This is a genomic window from Luteimonas sp. RC10, assembly GCF_014192745.1.
In the GTDB taxonomy this organism is placed as follows: Bacteria; Pseudomonadota; Gammaproteobacteria; order Xanthomonadales; family Xanthomonadaceae; genus Luteimonas.
Genome location: NZ_JACHYJ010000005.1, coordinates 136,271 through 155,740, shown reverse-complemented (window position 1 = coordinate 155,740; position 19,470 = coordinate 136,271). Strand labels below are relative to the sequence as shown.

At 68.8% G+C, this 19,470-nt stretch carries 12 protein-coding genes; 7 read left to right on the top strand and 5 right to left on the bottom strand.

Annotated elements, in window-relative coordinates; all coding sequences use genetic code 11:
• Positions 1-38 precede the first annotated feature (38 nt).
• The gene (locus tag FHW73_RS10515; RefSeq protein ID WP_221187517.1) at positions 39-1,460 is read left to right on the top strand and encodes a carbon-nitrogen hydrolase family protein; all 1,422 of its coding nucleotides are present in this window, start codon (positions 39-41) and stop codon (positions 1,458-1,460) included.
• 24 nt (positions 1,461-1,484) lie between these two features.
• Positions 1,485-2,042 (top strand): flavin reductase family protein, encoded by a 558-nt coding sequence (locus tag FHW73_RS10510; RefSeq protein WP_183426664.1) that lies wholly within the window; start codon positions 1,485-1,487, stop codon positions 2,040-2,042.
• Positions 2,043-2,112: 70 nt separating this feature from the next.
• On the opposite strand, the gene fhuE is transcribed toward FHW73_RS10510, so the two are convergent.
• The gene (gene fhuE / locus FHW73_RS10505) at positions 2,113-4,308 is read right to left on the bottom strand and encodes a ferric-rhodotorulic acid/ferric-coprogen receptor FhuE (protein WP_183426663.1); all 2,196 of its coding nucleotides are present in this window, start codon (positions 4,306-4,308) and stop codon (positions 2,113-2,115) included.
• Positions 4,309-4,524: 216 nt separating this feature from the next.
• Here fhuE and FHW73_RS10500 point away from each other — a divergent pair, with 216 nt between their 5' ends.
• The 4 genes from FHW73_RS10500 to FHW73_RS10485 all read left to right on the top strand — a co-directional run bounded on the left by FHW73_RS10500 (position 4,525) and on the right by FHW73_RS10485 (position 8,652).
• Positions 4,525-4,986 carry a transporter substrate-binding domain-containing protein gene (locus FHW73_RS10500; protein ID WP_183426662.1) on the top strand — a complete coding sequence of 154 codons (462 nt, stop codon included), beginning with the start codon at positions 4,525-4,527 and terminating at the stop codon, positions 4,984-4,986.
• Complete coding sequence (locus FHW73_RS10495; protein WP_183426661.1) at positions 4,983-5,972, top strand: cation transporter; 990 nt, start codon at positions 4,983-4,985, stop codon at positions 5,970-5,972. The genes FHW73_RS10500 and FHW73_RS10495 overlap by 4 nt, the downstream gene beginning before the upstream one ends.
• 163 nt (positions 5,973-6,135) lie before the next feature.
• Positions 6,136-8,112, top strand: a complete 1,977-nt coding sequence (locus tag FHW73_RS10490; RefSeq protein ID WP_183426660.1) for an acetyl-CoA hydrolase/transferase C-terminal domain-containing protein — start codon at positions 6,136-6,138, stop codon at positions 8,110-8,112.
• Between the two features lie 192 nt (positions 8,113-8,304).
• Complete coding sequence (locus tag FHW73_RS10485; protein WP_183426659.1) at positions 8,305-8,652, top strand: BolA family protein; 348 nt, start codon at positions 8,305-8,307, stop codon at positions 8,650-8,652.
• A gap of 134 nt (positions 8,653-8,786) precedes the next feature.
• Here FHW73_RS10485 and tkt read toward each other — a convergent pair whose 3' ends face one another.
• Entirely contained in the window at positions 8,787-10,775 is a 1,989-nt protein-coding gene (gene tkt, locus FHW73_RS10480; RefSeq protein ID WP_183426658.1) for a transketolase, read from the bottom strand.
• 99 nt (positions 10,776-10,874) lie between these two features.
• Entirely contained in the window at positions 10,875-12,293 is a 1,419-nt protein-coding gene (locus FHW73_RS10475; protein ID WP_221187516.1) for a dicarboxylate/amino acid:cation symporter, read from the bottom strand.
• A gap of 79 nt (positions 12,294-12,372) precedes the next feature.
• On the opposite strand from FHW73_RS10475, the gene recQ reads away from it, so the two are divergent.
• Complete coding sequence (gene recQ / locus FHW73_RS10470) at positions 12,373-14,235, top strand: DNA helicase RecQ (protein ID WP_183426657.1); 1,863 nt, start codon at positions 12,373-12,375, stop codon at positions 14,233-14,235.
• Positions 14,236-14,318: 83 nt separating this feature from the next.
• Here recQ and FHW73_RS10465 read toward each other — a convergent pair whose 3' ends face one another.
• Both FHW73_RS10465 and FHW73_RS10460 read right to left on the bottom strand, forming a co-directional pair.
• The gene (locus FHW73_RS10465) at positions 14,319-15,656 is read right to left on the bottom strand and encodes a DUF11 domain-containing protein (RefSeq protein ID WP_221187515.1); all 1,338 of its coding nucleotides are present in this window, start codon (positions 15,654-15,656) and stop codon (positions 14,319-14,321) included.
• Positions 15,657-15,788: 132 nt separating this feature from the next.
• Positions 15,789-19,463 (bottom strand): hypothetical protein, encoded by a 3,675-nt coding sequence (locus tag FHW73_RS10460; RefSeq protein WP_255492917.1) that lies wholly within the window; start codon positions 19,461-19,463, stop codon positions 15,789-15,791.
• Between the last annotated feature and the right edge of the window lie 7 nt (positions 19,464-19,470).

Genomic DNA, 19,470 nt, shown 5'->3' with positions numbered 1-19,470 from the left:
CGCTGCTTCATCGCCCCATCGTCGTCCTCGTGCTCGCCGTGGCAGCCGGTCTGCTGCTGCGCTCGGCCATCGGGCCCGAGCCCAACGTCTGGCTGATCTGGTTCGCCCCCGTGCCCACGCTGTGGCTCGCGCTGTCGCTGCGGCGACGCGGGTTGGCGCACGCGGCGGTGCTGACCGCCACCCTGGTCGCGGCCACGACCTATGCCAGCTATCTGCGCATGCTGATGCCGACGCCATTCGCGGCGCTGGCCGTGTGCGGGTTCGCGGCAGGCTGGTGGCTGGCGATCATGCTGGCGCGACGGATCGTGCTGCGCTTCGCCCGCTGGTGGACCGTACTGGCCTACCCGCTGGCCTGGGCCGCCATCGACCTGGCCATGGGCCGGCTGCTCCCCGACGGCCAGTGGGGCGGCGCCGCCTACAGCCAGAGCGAGTGGCTGCCGATGCTGCAGACGGCCGCACTGGGCGGCACGCCGGCCCTGTTGTTCGTCCTCTGTTTGCCCGCATCCGGGCTGGCGCTGCTGCTCGCAACGTCCTGGCCACTTCGACAGCGCCTGCTCGCCCTCGCAGTGGCCGCGATCCTGCCGTTGGCTGCGTTCGGCTACGGCAGCGCCCGACTGCAGGCCGCGCCGGAGGCCGACGGCCACCTGCGCATCGGCCTGGCGTCGATCGACGATCTCGTACTGCCGCGCATGCCCGAGGCCATCGCGACCGAAGTCCGCGAGGGCTACGCCCGCCTGGTGACGCAGTTGGCCGACGACGGCGCCGAGCTGATCGTGCTGCCGGAGAAGGCCGCGATCCTGACCCCGGCGGCCGCAACCGCCTGGCAGCGCGACTTCGCCGCGCTCGCCCGCCAGCACGGCGTATGGCTCGAAGTGGGCGTCGGGATCGACGACGGCCGCGCGCCACGCAACCAGGCTTGGCTGTTCGACCCCGAGGGGCGGCTGCGCCAGGACTACGAGAAGCTGCGGCTGGCCCCGCCCGAACGCCGCCAGGGCTACCGCCATGGCAGCGAGATCTCGGTGCAGGAGATCGACGGCCTGCGGACCGGCCTTGCGATCTGCAAGGACATGCACTTCGCCAGCGTCGGCCGCCGCTACGGTCGCGACGCTGTCGGACTGATGCTGGTGCCGGCCTGGGACTTCGACTACGTCGACGCCTGGATGGGCGCGCGCATGACCCTGGTGCGCGGGGTGGAGAATGGCTACGCCGTCGTGCGCCCCGCACGGGAAGGCCTGATGAGCGTCAGCGACGGCTGGGGCCGGCTCGTCGCAGAGGCGCGAAGCGCACCGCTGCCCGGCGCCCGGCTGCTGGCCGAATTGCCACGTGCCTCGCCCGGCATGACGCCTTACGCGCGGGTCGGCGACCTGTTCGGACTGCTCTGCCTGCTCGTCACTCTGGCACTGGTGCTGGCGACATGGCGCCGCGGTCACGCCTCCCCGACGGCACGCCGCGCACACTGAGCGCCTCGTCACAAGGCATCGCCGATGCGTCGTCCACGCAAGCACTCGGTCCCGGTCGAACACACCCGGCGCTACCTGGAGCCGGGACCGGTCGTGCTGCTGTCGACCGCCCACCGCGGCGAGCGCGGGATCATGACGCTGGGCTGGCACATGATGCTGGGCTACGACCTGGTCGGCACCTACCTGTGGCAGGCCAATCGCAGCCACGCACTGGCCAAGCGCAGCCGCGAATGCGTCATCAATCTGCCCACCGACGCATTGCTCGACACCGTCGTGGGCATCGGCAACTGCAGCGGCCGCGAGGGCGACAAGTTCGAACGCTTCGGGCTGACCGCGCACGCGGCGACCGACGTCGGTGCGCCGTTGATCGCCGAGTGCCATGCCAACTTCGAGTGCCGGCTGCACGAAACGCGGATCACCGCCGACTACCCACTGTTCGTGTGGCGCGTGGTCCGTGCCCACGTCGCGCCGCGGCCGGTGTGGCCGCGGACTGTGCACTATCGCGGCGAGGGCCGCTTCATGATCGCCGGCCCGACGCGCGCACGGCGCGCGCTGTTCCGGCCGGACATGCTCGACAACTGACGCCGCTGTCGCGCGCCGCGAGCGCCGCGGGTGTTCGTGCGAGCGCCCGCCCTACGTGCGTGCGGGGCCTTCAGAAGCTGTAGGTGAAGGTCAGCTGGCCGTTGCGCTTGTCGCCATAGGCGCCGTAACCGCTGATCTGCGTGGAGTACTGCTTGTTCAACAGGTTGTTGGCGTTGAGCTGCACGCTGAACTGCGGCGCCAGGCGATAGCGCACGAAGGCGTTGACCAGTGCATAGCTGGACTGCTCGAAGCGGCCATAGGCCGGCACCGGATAGTAGATGCCGTTCTGCCAGTTCACGCCGCCACCGAGGGTCAGTTCCGGCGCACTGCGCGGGGTGTAGCTGGTGAACGCCTTGATCGTGGACTGCGGCAGGCGGGTGTTGATGTCCACGCCGTCGGCGTCCTGGGCCACGTAACGCGAGGCACCGAAGGTCGCATTCCAGCCCGGCGCCAGCTCGCCGTTGAGCTCGAACTCGAAGCCGCGGCTGACCGTGCCGCGTGCAGCGACCGATGCAGTCTCTCCTGCCGATCCACCGGGAATCGGCACATTGGTCGACTGCGCCACGTTGTCCTGCTCGATGCGGAATACCGCGAGCGAGGCGTTGAGGCGATTGTCGAACCAGGCACCCTTGACGCCGACCTCGTAGCTCTTGCCGTCGACCGGGTCGAGATAGCGGTTGTTGATGTCGCGCGCGACCTGCGGCTGGAAGATCTCGGTGTAGCTGGCATACGTCGACCAGGTGTCGTCGATGTCGAACACCAGGCCGGCGTACGGCGTGACTGCGTCGTGCTTGCGATCGGCGCCCTCGCCTTCGCTCTGCCATTCGGTATAGCGCGCACCGACGATGAGCTTGAGCGGATCGGCCAGCGACAGGCGCGTCGCCGCGTAACCGGCCTTCTGCGTGATCGTGCCCTGGCTCTGCAACGGCAGCACCGCGACCCAGTCAGGCTGGGAGATATCGCCGGTCCAGCCAAGATAGCTGTCGAACGGGTCCCACGGCAGGCTGTTGCCGAACGCGTCCTTGCCGCCGACCTGGTAATCGCCGTAGTTGGCGTACTCACGCTGGTTGTAGCTCACGCCGGCCATGAACTGGTGTTCGCGTCCGAACGCCTGGAACGGCCCGTCCACGTAGCCATCGACGCCGTCGACCTTGCGGTGGGTGTTGTAGAAGCCCGCCGATGGCGAGACGCCCGTACCGGTGACAGGGTCGAAGTTCGACGCACCCGTCGCCCAGTCGTTGTAGGCCGGGTAGAACAGCTTGTCGTCGGCGTCAGTCTTGTCGTGGGTCGCGCCGATCTTGAACTTCCAGCCATTGGCGAAAGCGTGCTGCAGCGTCGCGAATGCACGCTTGCTGGTGGTGTCCCAGTAGGTCCAGTCGGGCGAAGGATTGAACGTGACCGGGTAGTTGGTCGAGCTGCCGTCGGAGAACACCATCGGGAAGCCGCCCCAGGTCGCCCCGTTGGCGCGCTTGTGCTGGTAGTCGTAGCCCACGCTGAGCTGCGTGTCGGGCGTGAGGTCGGCATCGATCACCACATAGCCCAACTGCTTGCGCTGGCTGTAGCGCTCCATCTGGGCATCGGTCTCGAGATAGCTGCCGATCGCACGGGCGCGTACGGTGCCGCTGGCGTTGAGCGGCGTGGTCACGTCGACAGTCGTGCGGTTGCGGCCCCACTCGCCGATGTTGAGCGACACGGTGCCGGTCAGTTCCGCGCTGTCGGCATGCTTGCGGACCAGGTTGACCGAGGCCGACGGATTGCCCGCGCCGCTGAGCAGGCCGGTCGCCCCGCGCACGATCTCGACCCGGTCGTACAGCGCCAGGTCGAGCCCCGAGTCGCCATAGCTCCAGTTCTGCACCATCTGCGTCGGCAGCCCGTCGAACTGGTAGCTGTCGATGTAGAACCCGCGCGCATAGAACTCGGTGCGCTCGCTGTCGGACTGCGTGCTGCTGACGCCAGTCGTGTTGGCCAGCACGTCGATGATGTCATCGAGGTTCTGGTCGGCGATGCGCTCGTGACTGATGATGCTGACCGACTGCGGGATCTCGCGCGCGGTCAGGTCGAAGCGGGTACCGGCCGAGGTCCGACGCACCGAATAGCCCTCGGCGCGCTCGCCCTTGACCTGCAGGCCATCGAGCGTGGTGACCCGGTCGGCGGCATCGTCGGCGAGCGCGCCCGACGCGAACCCCAGGGAGGACAGCGCGACCAGGGTCGCACAGGCGAGCGGTGCCCGCCGGACAGAGGCAAGACGCAGAGAACGACGGCGCATGGGGGATCTTCTGATGATGGCGGGGAGAGGGCCGCGCGACACAGCCGCATCGCGCCAATACGCGAATGCTAACGATTCTCACTCAATCCCGCCACCCGAAACCGGGGTCAGCGTGCAATTTCCGATGCTGTTCGCTCGAAATTGCACGCTGACCCCCAGTTCTGGGCGACGTGCCCACGACGGCGCCTGCACATCGGCTGGCCGATAACGCCGCCCATGTTCATCCGCATCTGGCTTGCCCTGCTGCTCTTGTCGCTGACCGCCTGCGATGGCTATCCGCGCGATACCCAGGGCAGCACCGAGCGTGCGCGCCAGACCATGCGCGTCGGCGTCAGTCACGACCCGCCATTCGTCGAAGTGCGGGCCGGTCAGGCGCCGAGCGGGACCGAAGTCGAACTTGTCCAGGCCTTCGCGCACGAACACGGCTACCCGATCGAGTGGGTCGAGGGCGGGCACGACCAACTGATGACGGCCCTGCTCGACAACCGGTTGCATCTGGTCGCCGGCGGACATGACGAGGACTCGCCCTGGACGGATGTCGGCTGGTCGCGCGCCTTCGTGCTGCGCGACCCAGAGGGCGGCTTCGCCCGACGCCGACTCGCCTTGCCGCCCGCCGAGAACGCCTGGCAGCTGTCGGTCGACCGCTATCTCCATGCCCGCGAACGGACACTGCGATGAGCGCCGGCGCCAACCGTCCCCACCCGCCTCCCGTCGAACGCGCCCCGGACCCGCTCGGACCGGCGCAGCAACGCGAGCTTCAGCGCGCCGCTCGCCTGTGCTGGTGGTCGCTTGGGCTGCTTGGCGCGGTGTCGGTGATGATGTACGTCGCGATGGGCGGCTCGAAGGCGATGCAGACCGCGCTGGTCGAGGACCTGCTGAGCCTGTTGCCGCCGGCCGCGTTCCTGATCGCGCTGCGCTTTCGCGCCCGCGGCGTCGACCGCACCTATATCAACGGCCGCGAACGCGCGTTCGATATCACCTTCCTCGCGTCCTCGGTCGCGCTGACCGGCATGGGCGCCCTTTTGGTGCTCGACGGCCTGCATGTGCTGATCACGCGGGCGCATCCGGTTGTCGGAACCGTGCTCATCGGCGACACGGTGGTCTGGCAGGGCTGGCTGATGATCGCCGCGCTCGCAGTCTCGGCGATCCCGCCGGTGATCCTGGGCCGCATGAAGCTCAAGGTCGCGCTCGCGCTGTCGTCCAAGCCGCTCTACACCGACGCCGACATGAACAAGGCCGACTGGATGACCGCGCTCGCGGGCATCGCCGGCGTGCTCGGCATCGGCTTCGGCCTGTGGTGGGCGGACGCCGCGGCCGCGATCTTCATCGCCATCGAAGTGCTGCGCGATGGCGTGCGCAACCTGCGCAATGCCGTACGCGACATGCACGACGCTCGCCCGCAGCGCGCCGACCGCAGCGACGACGACCCGCTGCCCGCGCAGGTTGATCAGGCGGTCCGCGCACTCGAGGGCGTGCGCGCCTGCCGCGTGCGCTTCCACGAGGAAGGCCTGCGGCTGTCGGGCGTGGTGTTCGTGGAGACCGAGGATGGCACCCTCGATACGGCGATGGCACAGGCCGTGCGCGAGACCGCCCGCGCCGTCCACTGGCGGATCGACGACATCACCGCGACTGCCGCGCAGCCGCCGCGCACGCCGTCCGCCTGATGGCCCCGCCCCCAAAACCGGGGTCAGAGTGCAATTTCGAGCGCCATCCCCCAGCCCATCACGCTGGAGGAAGGAATCAGGCACTCGGCCCTGGTTTGCGGATGCGTAATCGTGAGGCACCCCGCGCTGCGCGCCCACCCATGCGTCCGGTAGGCTTGCCGGCATGACGTCCCATCTCCACGATCTCGACGCCGCCGTCGCCCGCATCCGCGCCCATGTCGATGGCCCACTGCACATCGGCGCCCCGCTGGGCATCGGCAAGCCGCACCGCCTGCTCAATGCGCTGTACGCCGCGGCGGTGGCCGACCCGTCGCGTCCAATGACGCTCTACACCGCGCTGTCGCTCGATCCGCCGTCAGCTGGCGCCGACCTGCAGGGTCGCTTCCTCGGCCCGTTCGCGCAGCGCCACTTCGGCGAGGATTTTGTCCGGCTCGACTACGTACAGGCGCTGCGGCGCGACGCGCTGCCGCCACACATCAGCGTCGAGGAGTTCTACATGCAGTCCGGCGCGATGCTGGGTTCCACCCAGGCCCAGCGCCGTTACGCCAGCCTCAACTACACCCATGTCGCCCGCGCCCTGGTCGACCGCGGCGTCAACGTGCTGGTGCAGAAGGTCGCGGCCAACGAGGACGGCAGCCGGCTGTCGCTGTCGTCGAACACCGATCTGACCTTCGACACCATCGACGCCCTGGTCCAGGCCGGGCACCCGCGGCCGCTGCTGGTGGCCGAGGTCGACCCCGAACTGCCGTGGCTCGGCGGGACGGCCGCGGTCGACGCCGACTTCTTCGACCTCGTCGTGATGCCACCGCCCCCGTATCCCCGCCTGTTCGGCCTGCCGCGGCAACCGGTCTCCGATGCCGACTACGCGATCGGCTTCTACGCCAGCGCCCTGGTCCGCGACGGCGGCACGCTGCAGATCGGCATCGGTGCGCTGGCCGATGCGCTGTGCCACGCGCTGGCGTTGCGCCACATCGACAACGCCGCCTACCGCCGGGTGCTGCATGCGCTCGACCCCGACCTGATCACGCATCCGACCGTCGTCGCCTGCGGTGGACTCGACCCGTTCGAGACCGGCCTGTACGGCTGCAGCGAAATGATCAACGAGGGGTTCAAGCGCCTGGTCGAGGTCGGCGTGATCCGTCGCAAGGTGGTCGACAAGGCCGCGTTGATGCGGCGGGCCAACGACGGCACCGCCAGCGCCCTGGACCGGGAGCTGATCGAGCGCGACGGCGAGTTCCTGCACGGCGCGTTCTATCTTGGCTCACCGGACTTCTACGCCTGGCTGCGCGGGCTCGACGAGGACACCCGGCGCGGCATCGGCATGAAGCGCGTGGGCGAGGTCAACGAGCTCTACGGGCTGGACGAAGGGCTCGAGCGCCTGCAACGCCGTGACGCGCGCTTTTTCAACAGCTGCATGATGGCGACCGCGCTCGGCGCCGCAGTGTCCGATGCCCTCGACGATGGCCGCGTCGTCTCGGGTGTGGGCGGGCAGTACAACTTCGTCGCGATGGCGCACGCCCTGCCCGACGCACGCTCGGCGCTGTTGTTGCGCGCCACGCGCGAGGCCGGTGGCCGACACGAATCGAACATCCGCTGGCAGTACGGGCACACGACGATCCCGCGACACCTGCGCGACCTCTACATCACCGAGTACGGCATCGCCGACGTGCGTGGCGCGACCGACGAGGACTGCGTACGGGCCATGGTGCGCGTGGCCGATGCCGACCACCAGCCCGCGCTGCTCGAACGCGCCCGCGCGGCCGGCAAGCTCGATTCCCACTTCGTCCGGCCTTCGGCCTGGGGCCGCAACAGTGCCGCACATCTGCGCGACGCCCTGGCACCGTTGCGCCGCGACGGCACGCTGCCGGCCTATCCGCTGGGCAGCGACTTCGACGCCGTCGAACAGCGCCTGTTGCCCGCCTTGGCTTGGCTCAAATCGGCCTCCGTGACCCGCGCGGGCAAGCTGCGCACCGTGCTCGCAGCGCTACGTGAGGGCCGCACCGACGACACCGCCGCGCTGCAACGCATGGCACTCGACGCGCCCCGCGGGCTGCAGGAACGCCTGCTCGCGCGTCTGCTGGCCCTGGGGCTGCGCAGGGCGGCGGCGGCCGACAGCGCGGCCTCCTCACCGGGCGGCTGACCGGCTCCGACCAGCCTCCCTACGTCGGAAGGAGGCCACGCTGGCGTGCAGCCGTCCGGCACCACGCACGCCGATTGCCCGCCGCTTTCGGCCACGCTCGGCCAAGGCATGACGCCCCGCGCGTACGCCCAAGGATTGCAATGCCGGGCATCGCCACCATCATGATGCTTGCCTTCCTGCCCTGCCGATGCCATGACCACGCGAGCCGACCACCTGCGCGATGCCCTCGCCGCCCTGCAGCCGAGCCACCTGGAAGTGCACGACGAGAGCCATATGCACAGCCGCGGGCTCGAAACGCACTACAAGGCGGTGATCGTCAGCGAGGCATTCACGGGCAAGCGCGCGATCCAGCGCCACCAGCTCGTCTACCGCACGCTGGGCGAGCAGATGCAACGCATCCACGCACTGGCGCTGCACACCTTCACCCCGGACGAATGGACCGCCGAGGGACATGTGCCCGATTCGCCGACCTGCCGCGGCGGCAGCAAGCACGACCTGAAGAACGCGGCCGCGCCCAAGCCCCCCACACGCACGCCGTAAGGGCCGAAATCGGGTTCCAAAACCGGGGTCAGAGTGCATTTTCGCGAGGCGAAATTGCACTCTGACCCCGGCTTTTTAGAGCAGAAAGAAGGCCCGCTTGCGCGGGCCTTCGTGTGTCGGGGTGGCCGCGGCGATCAGAGCGCCTTGGCCGCCTCGACGATCTTCTCGACGGTGATGCCGAAGTAGGGATAGAGCTTGTCGGCCGGGGCCGAGGCGCCGAAGCGGTCGATGCCGATGACCGCGCCGTCCAGGCCGACATACGCCCGCCAGAAGCCGGTGACGCCGGCCTCGATCGCGACACGGCGGCGCACCGCATTGGGCAGCACCGATTCGCGGTAGGCCGCGTCCTGGCGCTCAAACACGTCGGTCGAGGGCATCGACACCACGCGCACGCCATCACCAAGCTGCGCGGCGGCCTCCATCGCCAGCCCGACCTCCGAGCCGGTCGCGATCAGGATCAACTCCGGCGTGCCAACGGCATCCTTGAGCACGTAGCCGCCCCGTGCGATGGCAGCAACCTGCGCCGCATCGCGCGCCTGGTGCGGCAGGTTCTGGCGCGAGAACACCAGGCAGCTGGGGCCATCGCTGCGCAGCACCGCCGACTTCCACGCGACCGCCGACTCGACCGCGTCGCAAGGACGCCAGACATCGTTATTGGGGATGTAGCGCAGGCTCGCCAGATGCTCGACCGGCTGGTGCGTCGGGCCGTCCTCGCCCAGGCCGATCGAATCGTGGGTGTAGACATGGATCGCATGCGCCGGGATCAGCGCGCTCATGCGCACCGCGTTGCGGGCGTAGTCGCTGAACACCAGGAAGGTCGCGTCGAACGGCACGAAGCCGCCATGCAGCGCCAGACCGTTGGCGATCGCGCTCATGCCGAACTCGCGCACGCCGTAGTAAACGTAGTTCGCATCGGCATCGTGGCTGGCCGCCGTCTTGCAGCCCTTCCACAGGGTCAGGTTCGAGTGCGCAAGGTCGGCCGAACCGCCGACGAGCTCGGGCAGCAGCGGCGCGAACGCCTCGATCGTCATCTGCGAGGCCTTGCGCGAGGCGATCGTCGGGCCGTCGGCCTGCAGCTTGGCGACGAACGCGTCCGCAGCCTCGGCAAAGTCGGCCGGCAGCTCGCCGCGCGTCCGGCGCAGCAACTCGGCCGCCAGTTCGGGATGCGCGGCCTGGTAGGCCTCGAAGCGGCGGTTCCATGCCTCTTCGCGAGCCTGGCCGGCCGCATTCGCGCGCCAGGCGTCGCGGATCGCCTCGGGGATCTCGAACGGGCCATGGGTCCAGCCGAGCGCGGCGCGCGTAGCGTCGGACTCTTCCTTGCCCAGAGGCGCGCCGTGCGAGGACTCCTTGCCGCCGCGGTTCGGCGAGCCGAAGCCAATCGTCGTGCGGCAGCACACCAGCACCGGCCGGTCGTCCTGCGCGACGGCTTCGCCGATCGCGCGCGAGATCGACTCGGCGTCATGGCCGTCGACGTCACGGATCACGCGCCAGCCGTAGGCCTCGAAGCGCGCCGGGGTGTCGTCGGTGAACCAGCCGGCGGTATTGCCGTCGATCGAAATGCGATTGTCGTCCCAGAAGGCGACCAGCTTGCCCAGGCCGAGGGTGCCGGCCAGCGATGCGGCCTCGTGCGAGATGCCTTCCATCAGGCAGCCGTCGCCCAGGAACACCCAGGTGCGGTGGTCGACGATGGCGAAGCCGTCGCGGTTGAACTGCTGGGCGAGCAGCCGTTCGGCCAGCGCGAAGCCGACCGCATTGGCGAAGCCCTGCCCCAGCGGCCCGGTGGTCGTCTCCACACCCGGCGTCTCGTAGCGCTCCGGATGCCCGGCGGTGCGGCTGTGCAGCTGACGGAAGTTCTTCAGCTCCTCGATCGGCAGGTCGTAGCCTGACAGGTGCAGCAACGCGTACTGCAGCATCGAGCCGTGGCCGTTGGACAGCACGAAGCGGTCACGGTCGATCCAGTCCGGATTGCCCGGGTTATGGCTGAGGTGGTCGTTCCACAGCACCTCGGCGATGTCGGCCATGCCCATCGGCATGCCGGGGTGGCCCGACTTGGCGGCATCGACCGCGTCGATGGCAAGGAAGCGGATGGCGTTGGCGAGTTCGCGACGGGTCGGCGTGGTCATGGGCTCGGGAGCAGCGGACGGAAGCGCCCATTGTCCCACGCCCGCCGCTCCGCTGCCGGCCCACGCGCAGGCCACGCCGCGCCGGCTGTCGACCGGGGCTCAGCCCGGCCGCTGCGGCGCCTCGCCGTCGCCGTGCACGTGGTGCACATGCAGTTGTCCGTCGGCGCCGGCCTCGAGATCGTCGTGGTCGTGCGCGGCCTCGCTGCGCCCGATCACGACCGAGGCCACCATGTCGCCGCCGATGTTCACCGTGGTCCGGCACATGTCCAGGAACCGGTCCACGCCCAGGATCAGTGCGATGCCTTCGGCCGGGATGCCGAACGTCACCAGGATGCTTGCGATCACCGGCAGCGAACCGCCCGGCACACTGGCCGCGCCGATCCCGCCCATGATGCACATCACCAGGATCATCAACTGCTGCACCAGGGTCAGCTCCACGCCGAACAACTGGGCCAAAAACAGCACAGTCACGCCCTCGTAGAGCGCGGTGCCATTCGCGTTGACCGTGGCGCCGAGCGTACACACGAAGCGCGCCACCCGCCGCGGCACGCCGAGGTTCTCTTCGGCGGTCTTGAGCGAAGTGGGCAGCGTCGCCGCACTCGAAGAGGTCGAGAATGCGGTCAGCAGCGCCGGCTGCGCGCCCCGGAGCACGCCAAGCGGGGAGCGTCGGGCCAGCAACGCGATCAGCAATCCGTACACGCCAAAGAAGTGCAGTCCGAGGGCCAGCGCAGCGGTCAGCACGAACCATCCCAACTGCACCATCAGGCCCAGCCCCATCCGTGCGGTCAGCGTGAACAGCAGGGCCGCGACGGCATAGGGCGCCAGGCGGATCACCCAATCGATCAGCTTCAGGCTGATGTCGTACACGCCCTGGACAGCCGATACGAAGCTGCGTGTGCCCGGGGAATCGACCACGGCGGCCGCGATGCCGAACAGCAGCGAGAAGCACATCACCGCGATCAGGTCGGTGTTGGCCGCGGCCGCGACTGGGTTGCGCGGCACCATATTGAGCAGCATCTCGATCACGCCGACCGGCTTATGGTCGCCTGACACGACCCCGGCAGCCGACGAATCGGAGAGCGCGGCCTCCAGCAGAGCCCGGTCGATCCCGGCTCCCGGCTGCAGTAGATGGGTCATCGCCAGGCCGATCAGCACCGCGATGCAGGTGGTGCCAAACACCCATATCAAGGTCTTCCCACCCAGGCGCCCCAACGCGCGCGGATCGCCGATCTCGACCACGCCCAGGATCAGTGCCGAGAACACCAGCGGCACGACCAGCATGAACAACAGCCGCAGGAACAGCTGGCCGACGGGCTCGGTGAGATTGACGATCAGCCCCTCGACCCACGGCTGGAATGCCGGGATGGCCTGGCCGTTGCCCCCCGTCACCAGCCACAACTCGTTGGCGACCGCGTAACTGCTCAACAGGTTGATCGACAGTCCGGCGATGGCACCGATTGCGAAGCCGATCAGCATCTTGGTGTGCAGCGCCATGCCGCGCCCGTTCGATGAGGTCATCCGCCCGTCCCATGCAAAACAGGGGAGCTTAGCAAAGCGTCTCGATGGCCCCCGGCCTGCGAGCCGGTATCCTAGGCGCATGCTCCCGCTCCCCGACACCGGCGCGCCCCCCGCGCGCACGCCGGCCCAAGACGCGCTCGGCGTGCTCCAGCGCGTGTTCGGCCACGCCGCATTCCGCGGCGAGCAGGCGGCGATCGTCGAACACGTCGCCGCCGGTCATGATGCCCTGGTGCTGATGCCCACCGGCGGCGGCAAGTCGATGTGCTACCAGGTGCCCGCGCTGTTGCGCGACGGCGTGGGCATCGTCGTCTCGCCGCTGATCGCGCTGATGCAGGACCAGGTCGATGCGCTGCTGCAGTCGGGTGTGCGCGCGGCCTACCTCAACTCCACGCTCGACGCCGAGACCGCGCAGCGGGTGGAGCGCGAACTGCTGGCCGGCGAGCTCGACCTGCTCTACGTTGCGCCCGAACGCCTGCTCACCCCGCGCTTCCTGTCGCTGCTCGACCGCGCCCCGCTGGCGCTGTTCGCGATCGACGAGGCGCATTGCGTTTCGCAGTGGGGGCACGATTTCAGGCGCGAGTACCGCGAGCTGACGATCCTGCACGAACGCTGGCCGCAGGTGCCGCGGATCGCGCTGACCGCGACTGCCGATCCGCCGACCCAGCGCGAGATCGCCGAGCGCCTGCAACTCGAGGACGCGCGCCGGTTCGTCAGTTCGTTCGACCGCCCGAATATCCGGTACACCGTCGTCCAGAAGGACAACGCCAAGCGCCAGTTGCTCGACTTCCTGCAGGCCCATCGCGGCCAGGCTGGCATCGTCTACTGCCTGTCGCGGCGCAAGGTCGAGGAGACCGCCGAGTACCTGGCCGGCCAGGGCATCGACGCGGTGCCCTACCACGCCGGCATGGACGCGTCGCTGCGCGCAGCCAATCAGCGCCGCTTCCTGCGCAGCGAGGGCGTGGTGGTCGTGGCGACGATCGCCTTCGGCATGGGCATCGACAAGCCCGACGTGCGCTTCGTCGCGCATACCGACCTGCCCAAGTCGATCGAGGGCTACTACCAGGAGACCGGCCGCGCCGGGCGCGACGGCGAGCCCGCCGAAGCCTGGATGTGCTACGGCCTGGGCGATCTGGTGTTGCTGCGACAGATGATCGAGCAGTCCGACGCCGGCGACGAGCGCAAGCGCCTGGAACACCGCAAGCTCGATGCGCTGGTCGGCTATTGCGAGACCATGCGCTGCCGGCGCCAGGTGCTGCTGGCGAACTTCGGCGAGGACTACGCCGGCACCGGCGAAGGCCGGGCCTGCGGCAACTGCGACAACTGCCTCGATCCGCCGGCCGCCTGGGATGCAACCGTCGCCGCGCAGAAGGCGCTCAGCTGTGTGTACCGCAGCGGCCAGCGCTTCGGCGCCGCGCACATCGTCGACATCCTGCGCGGCAGCGACAACGAGCGCATCCGCCAATTCGGCCACGCCCAGCTCAGTACCTACGGCGTGGGCAGCGACCTCGACGCCCGCGCCTGGAAGGCGGTGCTGCGCCAGCTCGTCGCCCACGGCCTGCTCGAGGTCGATGCCGAAGGCTACGGCGGCCTGCGCCTGACCGAGGCCAGCCGCGCCGTACTCAAGGGCGCCGAAAGGGTGATGCTGCGCAAGCCCACCGCCGCCCGCGAGCGCGGACGGACCGCGCGTGCAGTGGCGACGGCCGACATCGAACTGGCGCCGGTCGACCGCCCGCTGTATGAAGCCCTGCGCGCACTGCGCGCGACGCTCGCGCGCGAGCAGAACGTGCCGGCCTACGTGATCTTTCACGACGCCACGCTGCGCGAGATCGCGCGCCAGCGGCCACTGACGCTGGGCCAGCTTGGCGGCATCGGCGGGGTCGGCGCCGGCAAGCTCGAGCGCTACGGCGACGCCGTGCTCGAGACCGTGCACGAAGCCGGCTGATGCGCCCGGCTCCGTGACCGCCGGGCCACGGGTCGCCGCCGAAGCGACGCGCCCGCCGCATCGCCGCCCTGTTGCGCGCTGCGCTACGGCGAAGCGGTCACGACGCAGCTGAAGCCCAATTCCAGTTGTCCGCCGGCCGGTAGCGTCGGGACAACCAGGCCAGCGTTCTGCAAGGCACCGATCGTTGGCGACGCCGGACAGACGGCGCCGCCGCTCGCGCTGCACGAGACGACGGCCGCGCTGCAGTCCAGGCCCGCCACGGCGGGATCGCGAATCACCGCACCGCTGCCGTCCACGCCGTCCAGATGCGCGACTTTCAGGGTGAACGCGACATTGCCGCCCACCGGCACATTGGTCGCTGACGCGGTCTTCTCGATCGACAGATCCAGGTCGTCGTCGAGCAGCGTCCACGTGGCCTGGGCGATCGCGGCGGCGCCACATGACTGGGTGGAGCTGAGCAGGTAGTCGTTCGGGCTCGGCTGCAGGGTCAGTTGCACGGTCCGGCTGCCGTCGATGATGGCATTGCCCAGCGCCGTGAGGCCGAGCGGCCGCGCGACGTTGCCCTCGTAGGTGCCAGCCGGGATGAAGACGCTGAACGTGTTGGTGCCGCTGGGCGTGGTGAAATCCGTCCCCAGCACGGCGGTGCCGCCCGTGACCGAGACCAGGATGTTCAGGTCGTCGTCGAGCGTGCCGACGACCCGCAGCTCCGGCAGGCCGGCGCTGGTCCCTTCCACGGTCTGGAACCCGGTGCCCGTCAGCTCGATGAAGGGCTTGAGATAGACCTGGATGTCGTCGAGGAAGTTGCCGGTCGTCGCCGCACCCGACAGCGCTTCGAAGCCGATGTTGGTGACACCGCCGGTGCCGTTGTAGGCGAAGCTGCCGTTGTAGTCGCGCCACCCGTTGGGCCCGAGCACGGACGTCGCTGTGCCTTGCGATACAGAGATGACTCGGCCGGTGCCGTCGTTGGTGGTGCCCACCTGCACGATCGGTGCGGTGCCGAGCAGGAACGCCATGCGGTCCTCATTGACCGCACTGCTGCGCCCGCGATGACTGAACTGCCAGCGCACCACGTCGCCGGGGACCAGGCAGACATTCTGCGAGATACGCGAGAGCTGTTCCGCATTGAGCTCGGCCAGCTGCGAACCACTGCGCGCGTTCACCGTCAGCCCGCCGTTGGTTCGCGGGGTGCGCCACAGTTCGAGGATGCGCGCCTGCTGGCCAGCGACGAAACCGGCTGGCGGCACACAGTTGCCGACGTTCTCCTGCCCCCACAGGCCATGGCTCGTCGTCCAGCCGGGCACGAACTGCTCGCCGATGTACATGCGGCACCCCGCGGTTTGCAGGTTCGGCTCTTCGAAGCTCAGATTGATGAAGCTGCGTTGCACCGAATTCACCCCCACCTGGGCGGACGCCTGCGGCATGGCGAACGCGGCGATCGCGGCCGCCAGGGCGGCCCCCAGCAGGGAGCCGCGGCGCGGCGCGGAAACAACGGAGTGGCGATCTTTCATAGTCGAACCCTTGCTCATCGATGCGGACAGCCTGCGCTGCGTCTTTTAGTAGCTGCCCACGAAGTTGACGAACCAGCCCCGATGGTCGTAATCGAAATCGGTGAGGTCGTCGGTGAAGTCGGTGAAGTTGTAGCCGGCGCCGATGCGGAAGTTCCGACCGATGTCGCGATCGATTCCGGCCATCCAGCCCTTGCGCGTGCCGCCGTCCTTGACGTCCAGCCAGCGGTACTCCGCCATCGCGTGCCAGCGCTCGATCAGTTCGTAGCGGACCTGGCCCGCGGCGAACGTGGTGGCCGAATCGAACCAGGCACCGGTACCGCGACCGAAGCGCACATCGCCCTCGCGCCGCGCCAGCTTGCCGGCGAGCTCCCAGTGATGATCGAGCCGATACACGCCCTCCAGCGACAGCACCTGCGTCCGCTGATCGTACTGCGCGCCACCGAGCTGGCCCAGCGTCGCCAGGTCGTACAGATAGGTGTAGCGACCGAACAGGCCCCAGCGCGTGCTGTTCCACGGGCGATAGGCGAAGCCGAGATTGCTCTCGATGAACTTGGCGCTGGCGAGCGGGTTCAGGTCGTCCTGGGTGTCGGCGTAGTTGAAGCGCGCGGCAATGCGCCAACTCTCGTTGAGCTTGTGGGTCAGGCGATGGGTGGTGACCCACTGGGTGATCCGCTCGGCGCCGGTGTCCTCACGCCACTCCAGCTTGCTCTGCCAGCTGGTGTCGCCGGAAGTCCGCCCACCGCTCAGGCTCACTGCACGCCGGTCGACCTGGCCGCCGTCGCTGTTGGTCAGTTCGCCGTCGCTCAGGGTGAAGCCGAGGTTCCAGCCGTAGGCCGGGAAGAAATCCATGCCGTAGGTATGGGCCAGGCCGCTCTCGCGCCGGCTCTTGAGGAACTGGCTTTCATTGAAGAGGTTGACCTGGTTGGACAGGCGCCAGCGTTGGCCGAGGGTCCAGCCGTTCTGCGCATTGGGGTTGAACAGCGGGTCGTAGTCGCTGCGGTCGGTCGAATAGGTGTAGGCCCCGTAGAAGCTGTGCTGCGGCGACAGCCGGTACTCGGCATCCACGCGCGCGGCATCGCCGCGATCGCCCGTCGTCAGTTCCGCGCCCACAGTGGAGAGATTGGCGAAGTTGTAGCGCCCCCCCAGCGTGAACGCATCATTGTCCGCGTAGCGGCCGCTGTCGTCGTCCAAGGTCAGCTGCGCGGTGCCGTAGACATCCAGCGCAGTGCCGAAGCGGCGGGTGTAGCGCAAGGCACCGAGCAGGCCTGCGGCGTCGAAGAAGGCGCGCGACTCCTCGACCCGGCGCAACTCGAACGCGAGCGCATCGGCCTCGCCGATCCGCCACTCGGCGTTGGCCTGAGCCTGCGTGAGGGCTTCGGCATTGCGCTCGGCCCGGCTGAAGCGCGCATAGACGCCGACGTTGGCCCCGAACTGGCCCAGCACCTCGGCCCCGTACTCCTCGATCTGCGCACCAGTATCGAAGCGCGAGATCGAATAGCCCGCATCGACCTGGCGCCACCACGCACCCGCACTCCACGGCTGCTCGCTCCAGCCCAGCTCCTGGAAGTTCGCGCGGGCCTCGACCGCCGTCGCCTCACCCTCCCGGGCCCCGCCGGGATTGAGCCGGCTGAAGCTCAGGCCACCGTTGTCGGAGAAGAACACCGGTGCGCTCGTCGATTCGGTCCGGCTGTGCTCGAGCTTGAGGTAGGTGCCCTTGCCGGCCTGAAGCGTGACGTCGGCCGACATCAGCGAGTAGTCCTCGCCGGCACGATTCTCGTCGACGTAGGTCAGACCGACGCCCAGGTGATCGCCAAACCAGTGCTTGCCGCGCACGCCGGCAGCGATCTCGTCGGCATTGAAATCGTTGGGCACCCATTCGTAATCCACGAGCAGCCGCTGTTCGAGACCGTCGAGCGGCGCATCGCGCGTCAGCGTGGGCATGTTCTGCCGCGTGATCTGGGCCAGCGCCCGGGTCAGCAGGATGCGGCCCTGAAGTTCGTCGATCTCGTAGTCGGCGCCGCGCAGCAGCACCACCCGCTGCTCGACGCGGCCGGTGGTCCGGTCGCGCACTTCCAGCACCACCTGGTCGGACCCGGGCAGCACGTCGGTGTGGCGCAGGTAGTACAGGCTGCCGCCGGTGCCGATGAACTCGCTATGGCCGGGCGCGGTCTGCGCTTCGGACGCGAACGTCCGCAACTGGGTCACCGGATCGCCCCAGGCATTGGCACCGCGCGACCGCCAGTTCAGCGCCGCACCGTAGAGCGAGCGCACATACTGGCCGTACTCGGTGCCCGTCAGGCCGGTACTGAAGTTACCCCACAGCGCCTCGTTCTTGTCCCACTCGGCGCGCAGGTAGAAGCGGCCCATGGTGTCGACATCGCGCCAGACGCTCGAGTCATCGCCATAGGTCGGGTAGTACAGATCCGGGTCGAGACGACGGAAGACGTCCTGCGGATCGGCGGATGTGAAGCCGTCGAACAGATCCTCCAGCGGGCGATTCTGGGTGTCGGCCTGCGCGGTGATCAGATACTTGCCCTGGGCTTTTGCCTTCATATAGAAGGCCAGGCGCCCATCGCTGAGGATATCGTCCTCGCGGCCGGCCATAGCCAGCGAGCGTCCAGGCCCGCTGGCTTTGTTCTGATACACCGTGACGTCGGCCAAGCCCACGCCGAAGAAATAGCGACCGCTGACGTCGAGCTCCAGCGCCCGTTGCAGCGGCGCCTCGCCCTCCGACGATTCAAGGCTGATCTCGAAACGATGGTGGCCGATCGGCATCAGGTACTCGGCGACGAACTTGCGCTCCAGATCGACGGGATAGTTCTCGCCGTTGATGCGCAGGCCGTAGCCGGCGGGCAGGTTGCGGCCCTGCACGCGCACCCGAGATCCGTAGATCGGGATGTTCTGCTGGCGCAGCCCGTTGTCGGCGAAGACATCGTCGATCAACGCCTGGTTGCGCGCCTGCTCGATGCCCAGCGCCGTGCCGAGCGAGCGCTCGACCCCGTCGCGTAGCCGCTGGATGCCACGCTCGGCCTCGTCGGGGCGCACCAGTTGCAGCTTCCGCGGCGAGGTCTCGTCGAAGTTGCCCGCGGCGTCGTAGGCGCGCAGGACATAGACCAGTTCGTCTCCGGTCCGTAGCGACAGGCCCGCCGGCAACGCGCCATCCCACTCGCTCTGCGAGACCGCTTCGACCGGCAACCCGAAGCGGGCGACCGGCTCGACCAGATCGGCATCGTTGCCGCGATAGAGCGTCAACTCGTATCGCTCGACGAACGATACATAGTTGCTGCGGACGAAGAACTTGACCGGCTCGGCGATCCGCCCGCCATCGAAGGCCACCATCGCCGGGGCCGACACCGTCAGTTCGGGCGCCCCCAGGCTGGGGTCCTCGGTGGCCCAGACCACGCCACCACCGGGCAGCTGGGCGGAGAACGCGCCACGGACGATCGCACGGCCGGGTTCGTCCAGAGCGACGGACACCCGGCGGTCGGGCTGCAGTGCCTCGGACGACGAGCGCGCGTCGGTGCCGACGCTCACCGGCTGGTCGAAGCTGCGGGTGCGCACCCGGAACACCAGGTCGCCGGCCTCGGTGGTGCAGGCACCGTCCTCGCAATCCATCGTCGGATCGGTCGCGGGTGCCGCCGGCCGGGGCTGCCCCAGCACGGCGGAACTCATGCCCGCCAGGATGCCGATCAAGGCGGTATCGAGCAGTTTCATCTTCATGATCCGG

Bases quoted from the DNA above. Each gene is read 5' to 3' on its own strand.
- FHW73_RS10510 (WP_183426664.1), top strand. From the start codon at position 1,485: ATGCGTCGTCCACGCAAGCACTCGGTCCCGGTCGAACACACCCGGCGC.
- fhuE (WP_183426663.1), bottom strand. From the start codon at position 4,308: ATGCGCCGTCGTTCTCTGCGTCTTGCCTCTGTCCGGCGGGCACCGCTC.
- FHW73_RS10500 (WP_183426662.1), top strand. From the start codon at position 4,525: ATGTTCATCCGCATCTGGCTTGCCCTGCTGCTCTTGTCGCTGACCGCC.
- FHW73_RS10495 (WP_183426661.1), top strand. From the start codon at position 4,983: ATGAGCGCCGGCGCCAACCGTCCCCACCCGCCTCCCGTCGAACGCGCC.
- FHW73_RS10490 (WP_183426660.1), top strand. From the start codon at position 6,136: ATGACGTCCCATCTCCACGATCTCGACGCCGCCGTCGCCCGCATCCGC.
- FHW73_RS10485 (WP_183426659.1), top strand. From the start codon at position 8,305: ATGACCACGCGAGCCGACCACCTGCGCGATGCCCTCGCCGCCCTGCAG.
- tkt (WP_183426658.1), bottom strand. From the start codon at position 10,775: ATGACCACGCCGACCCGTCGCGAACTCGCCAACGCCATCCGCTTCCTT.
- FHW73_RS10475 (WP_221187516.1), bottom strand. From the start codon at position 12,293: ATGACCTCATCGAACGGGCGCGGCATGGCGCTGCACACCAAGATGCTG.
- recQ (WP_183426657.1), top strand. From the start codon at position 12,373: ATGCTCCCGCTCCCCGACACCGGCGCGCCCCCCGCGCGCACGCCGGCC.
- FHW73_RS10465 (WP_221187515.1), bottom strand. From the start codon at position 15,656: ATGCCGCAGGCGTCCGCCCAGGTGGGGGTGAATTCGGTGCAACGCAGC.
- FHW73_RS10460 (WP_255492917.1), bottom strand. From the start codon at position 19,463: ATGAAGATGAAACTGCTCGATACCGCCTTGATCGGCATCCTGGCGGGC.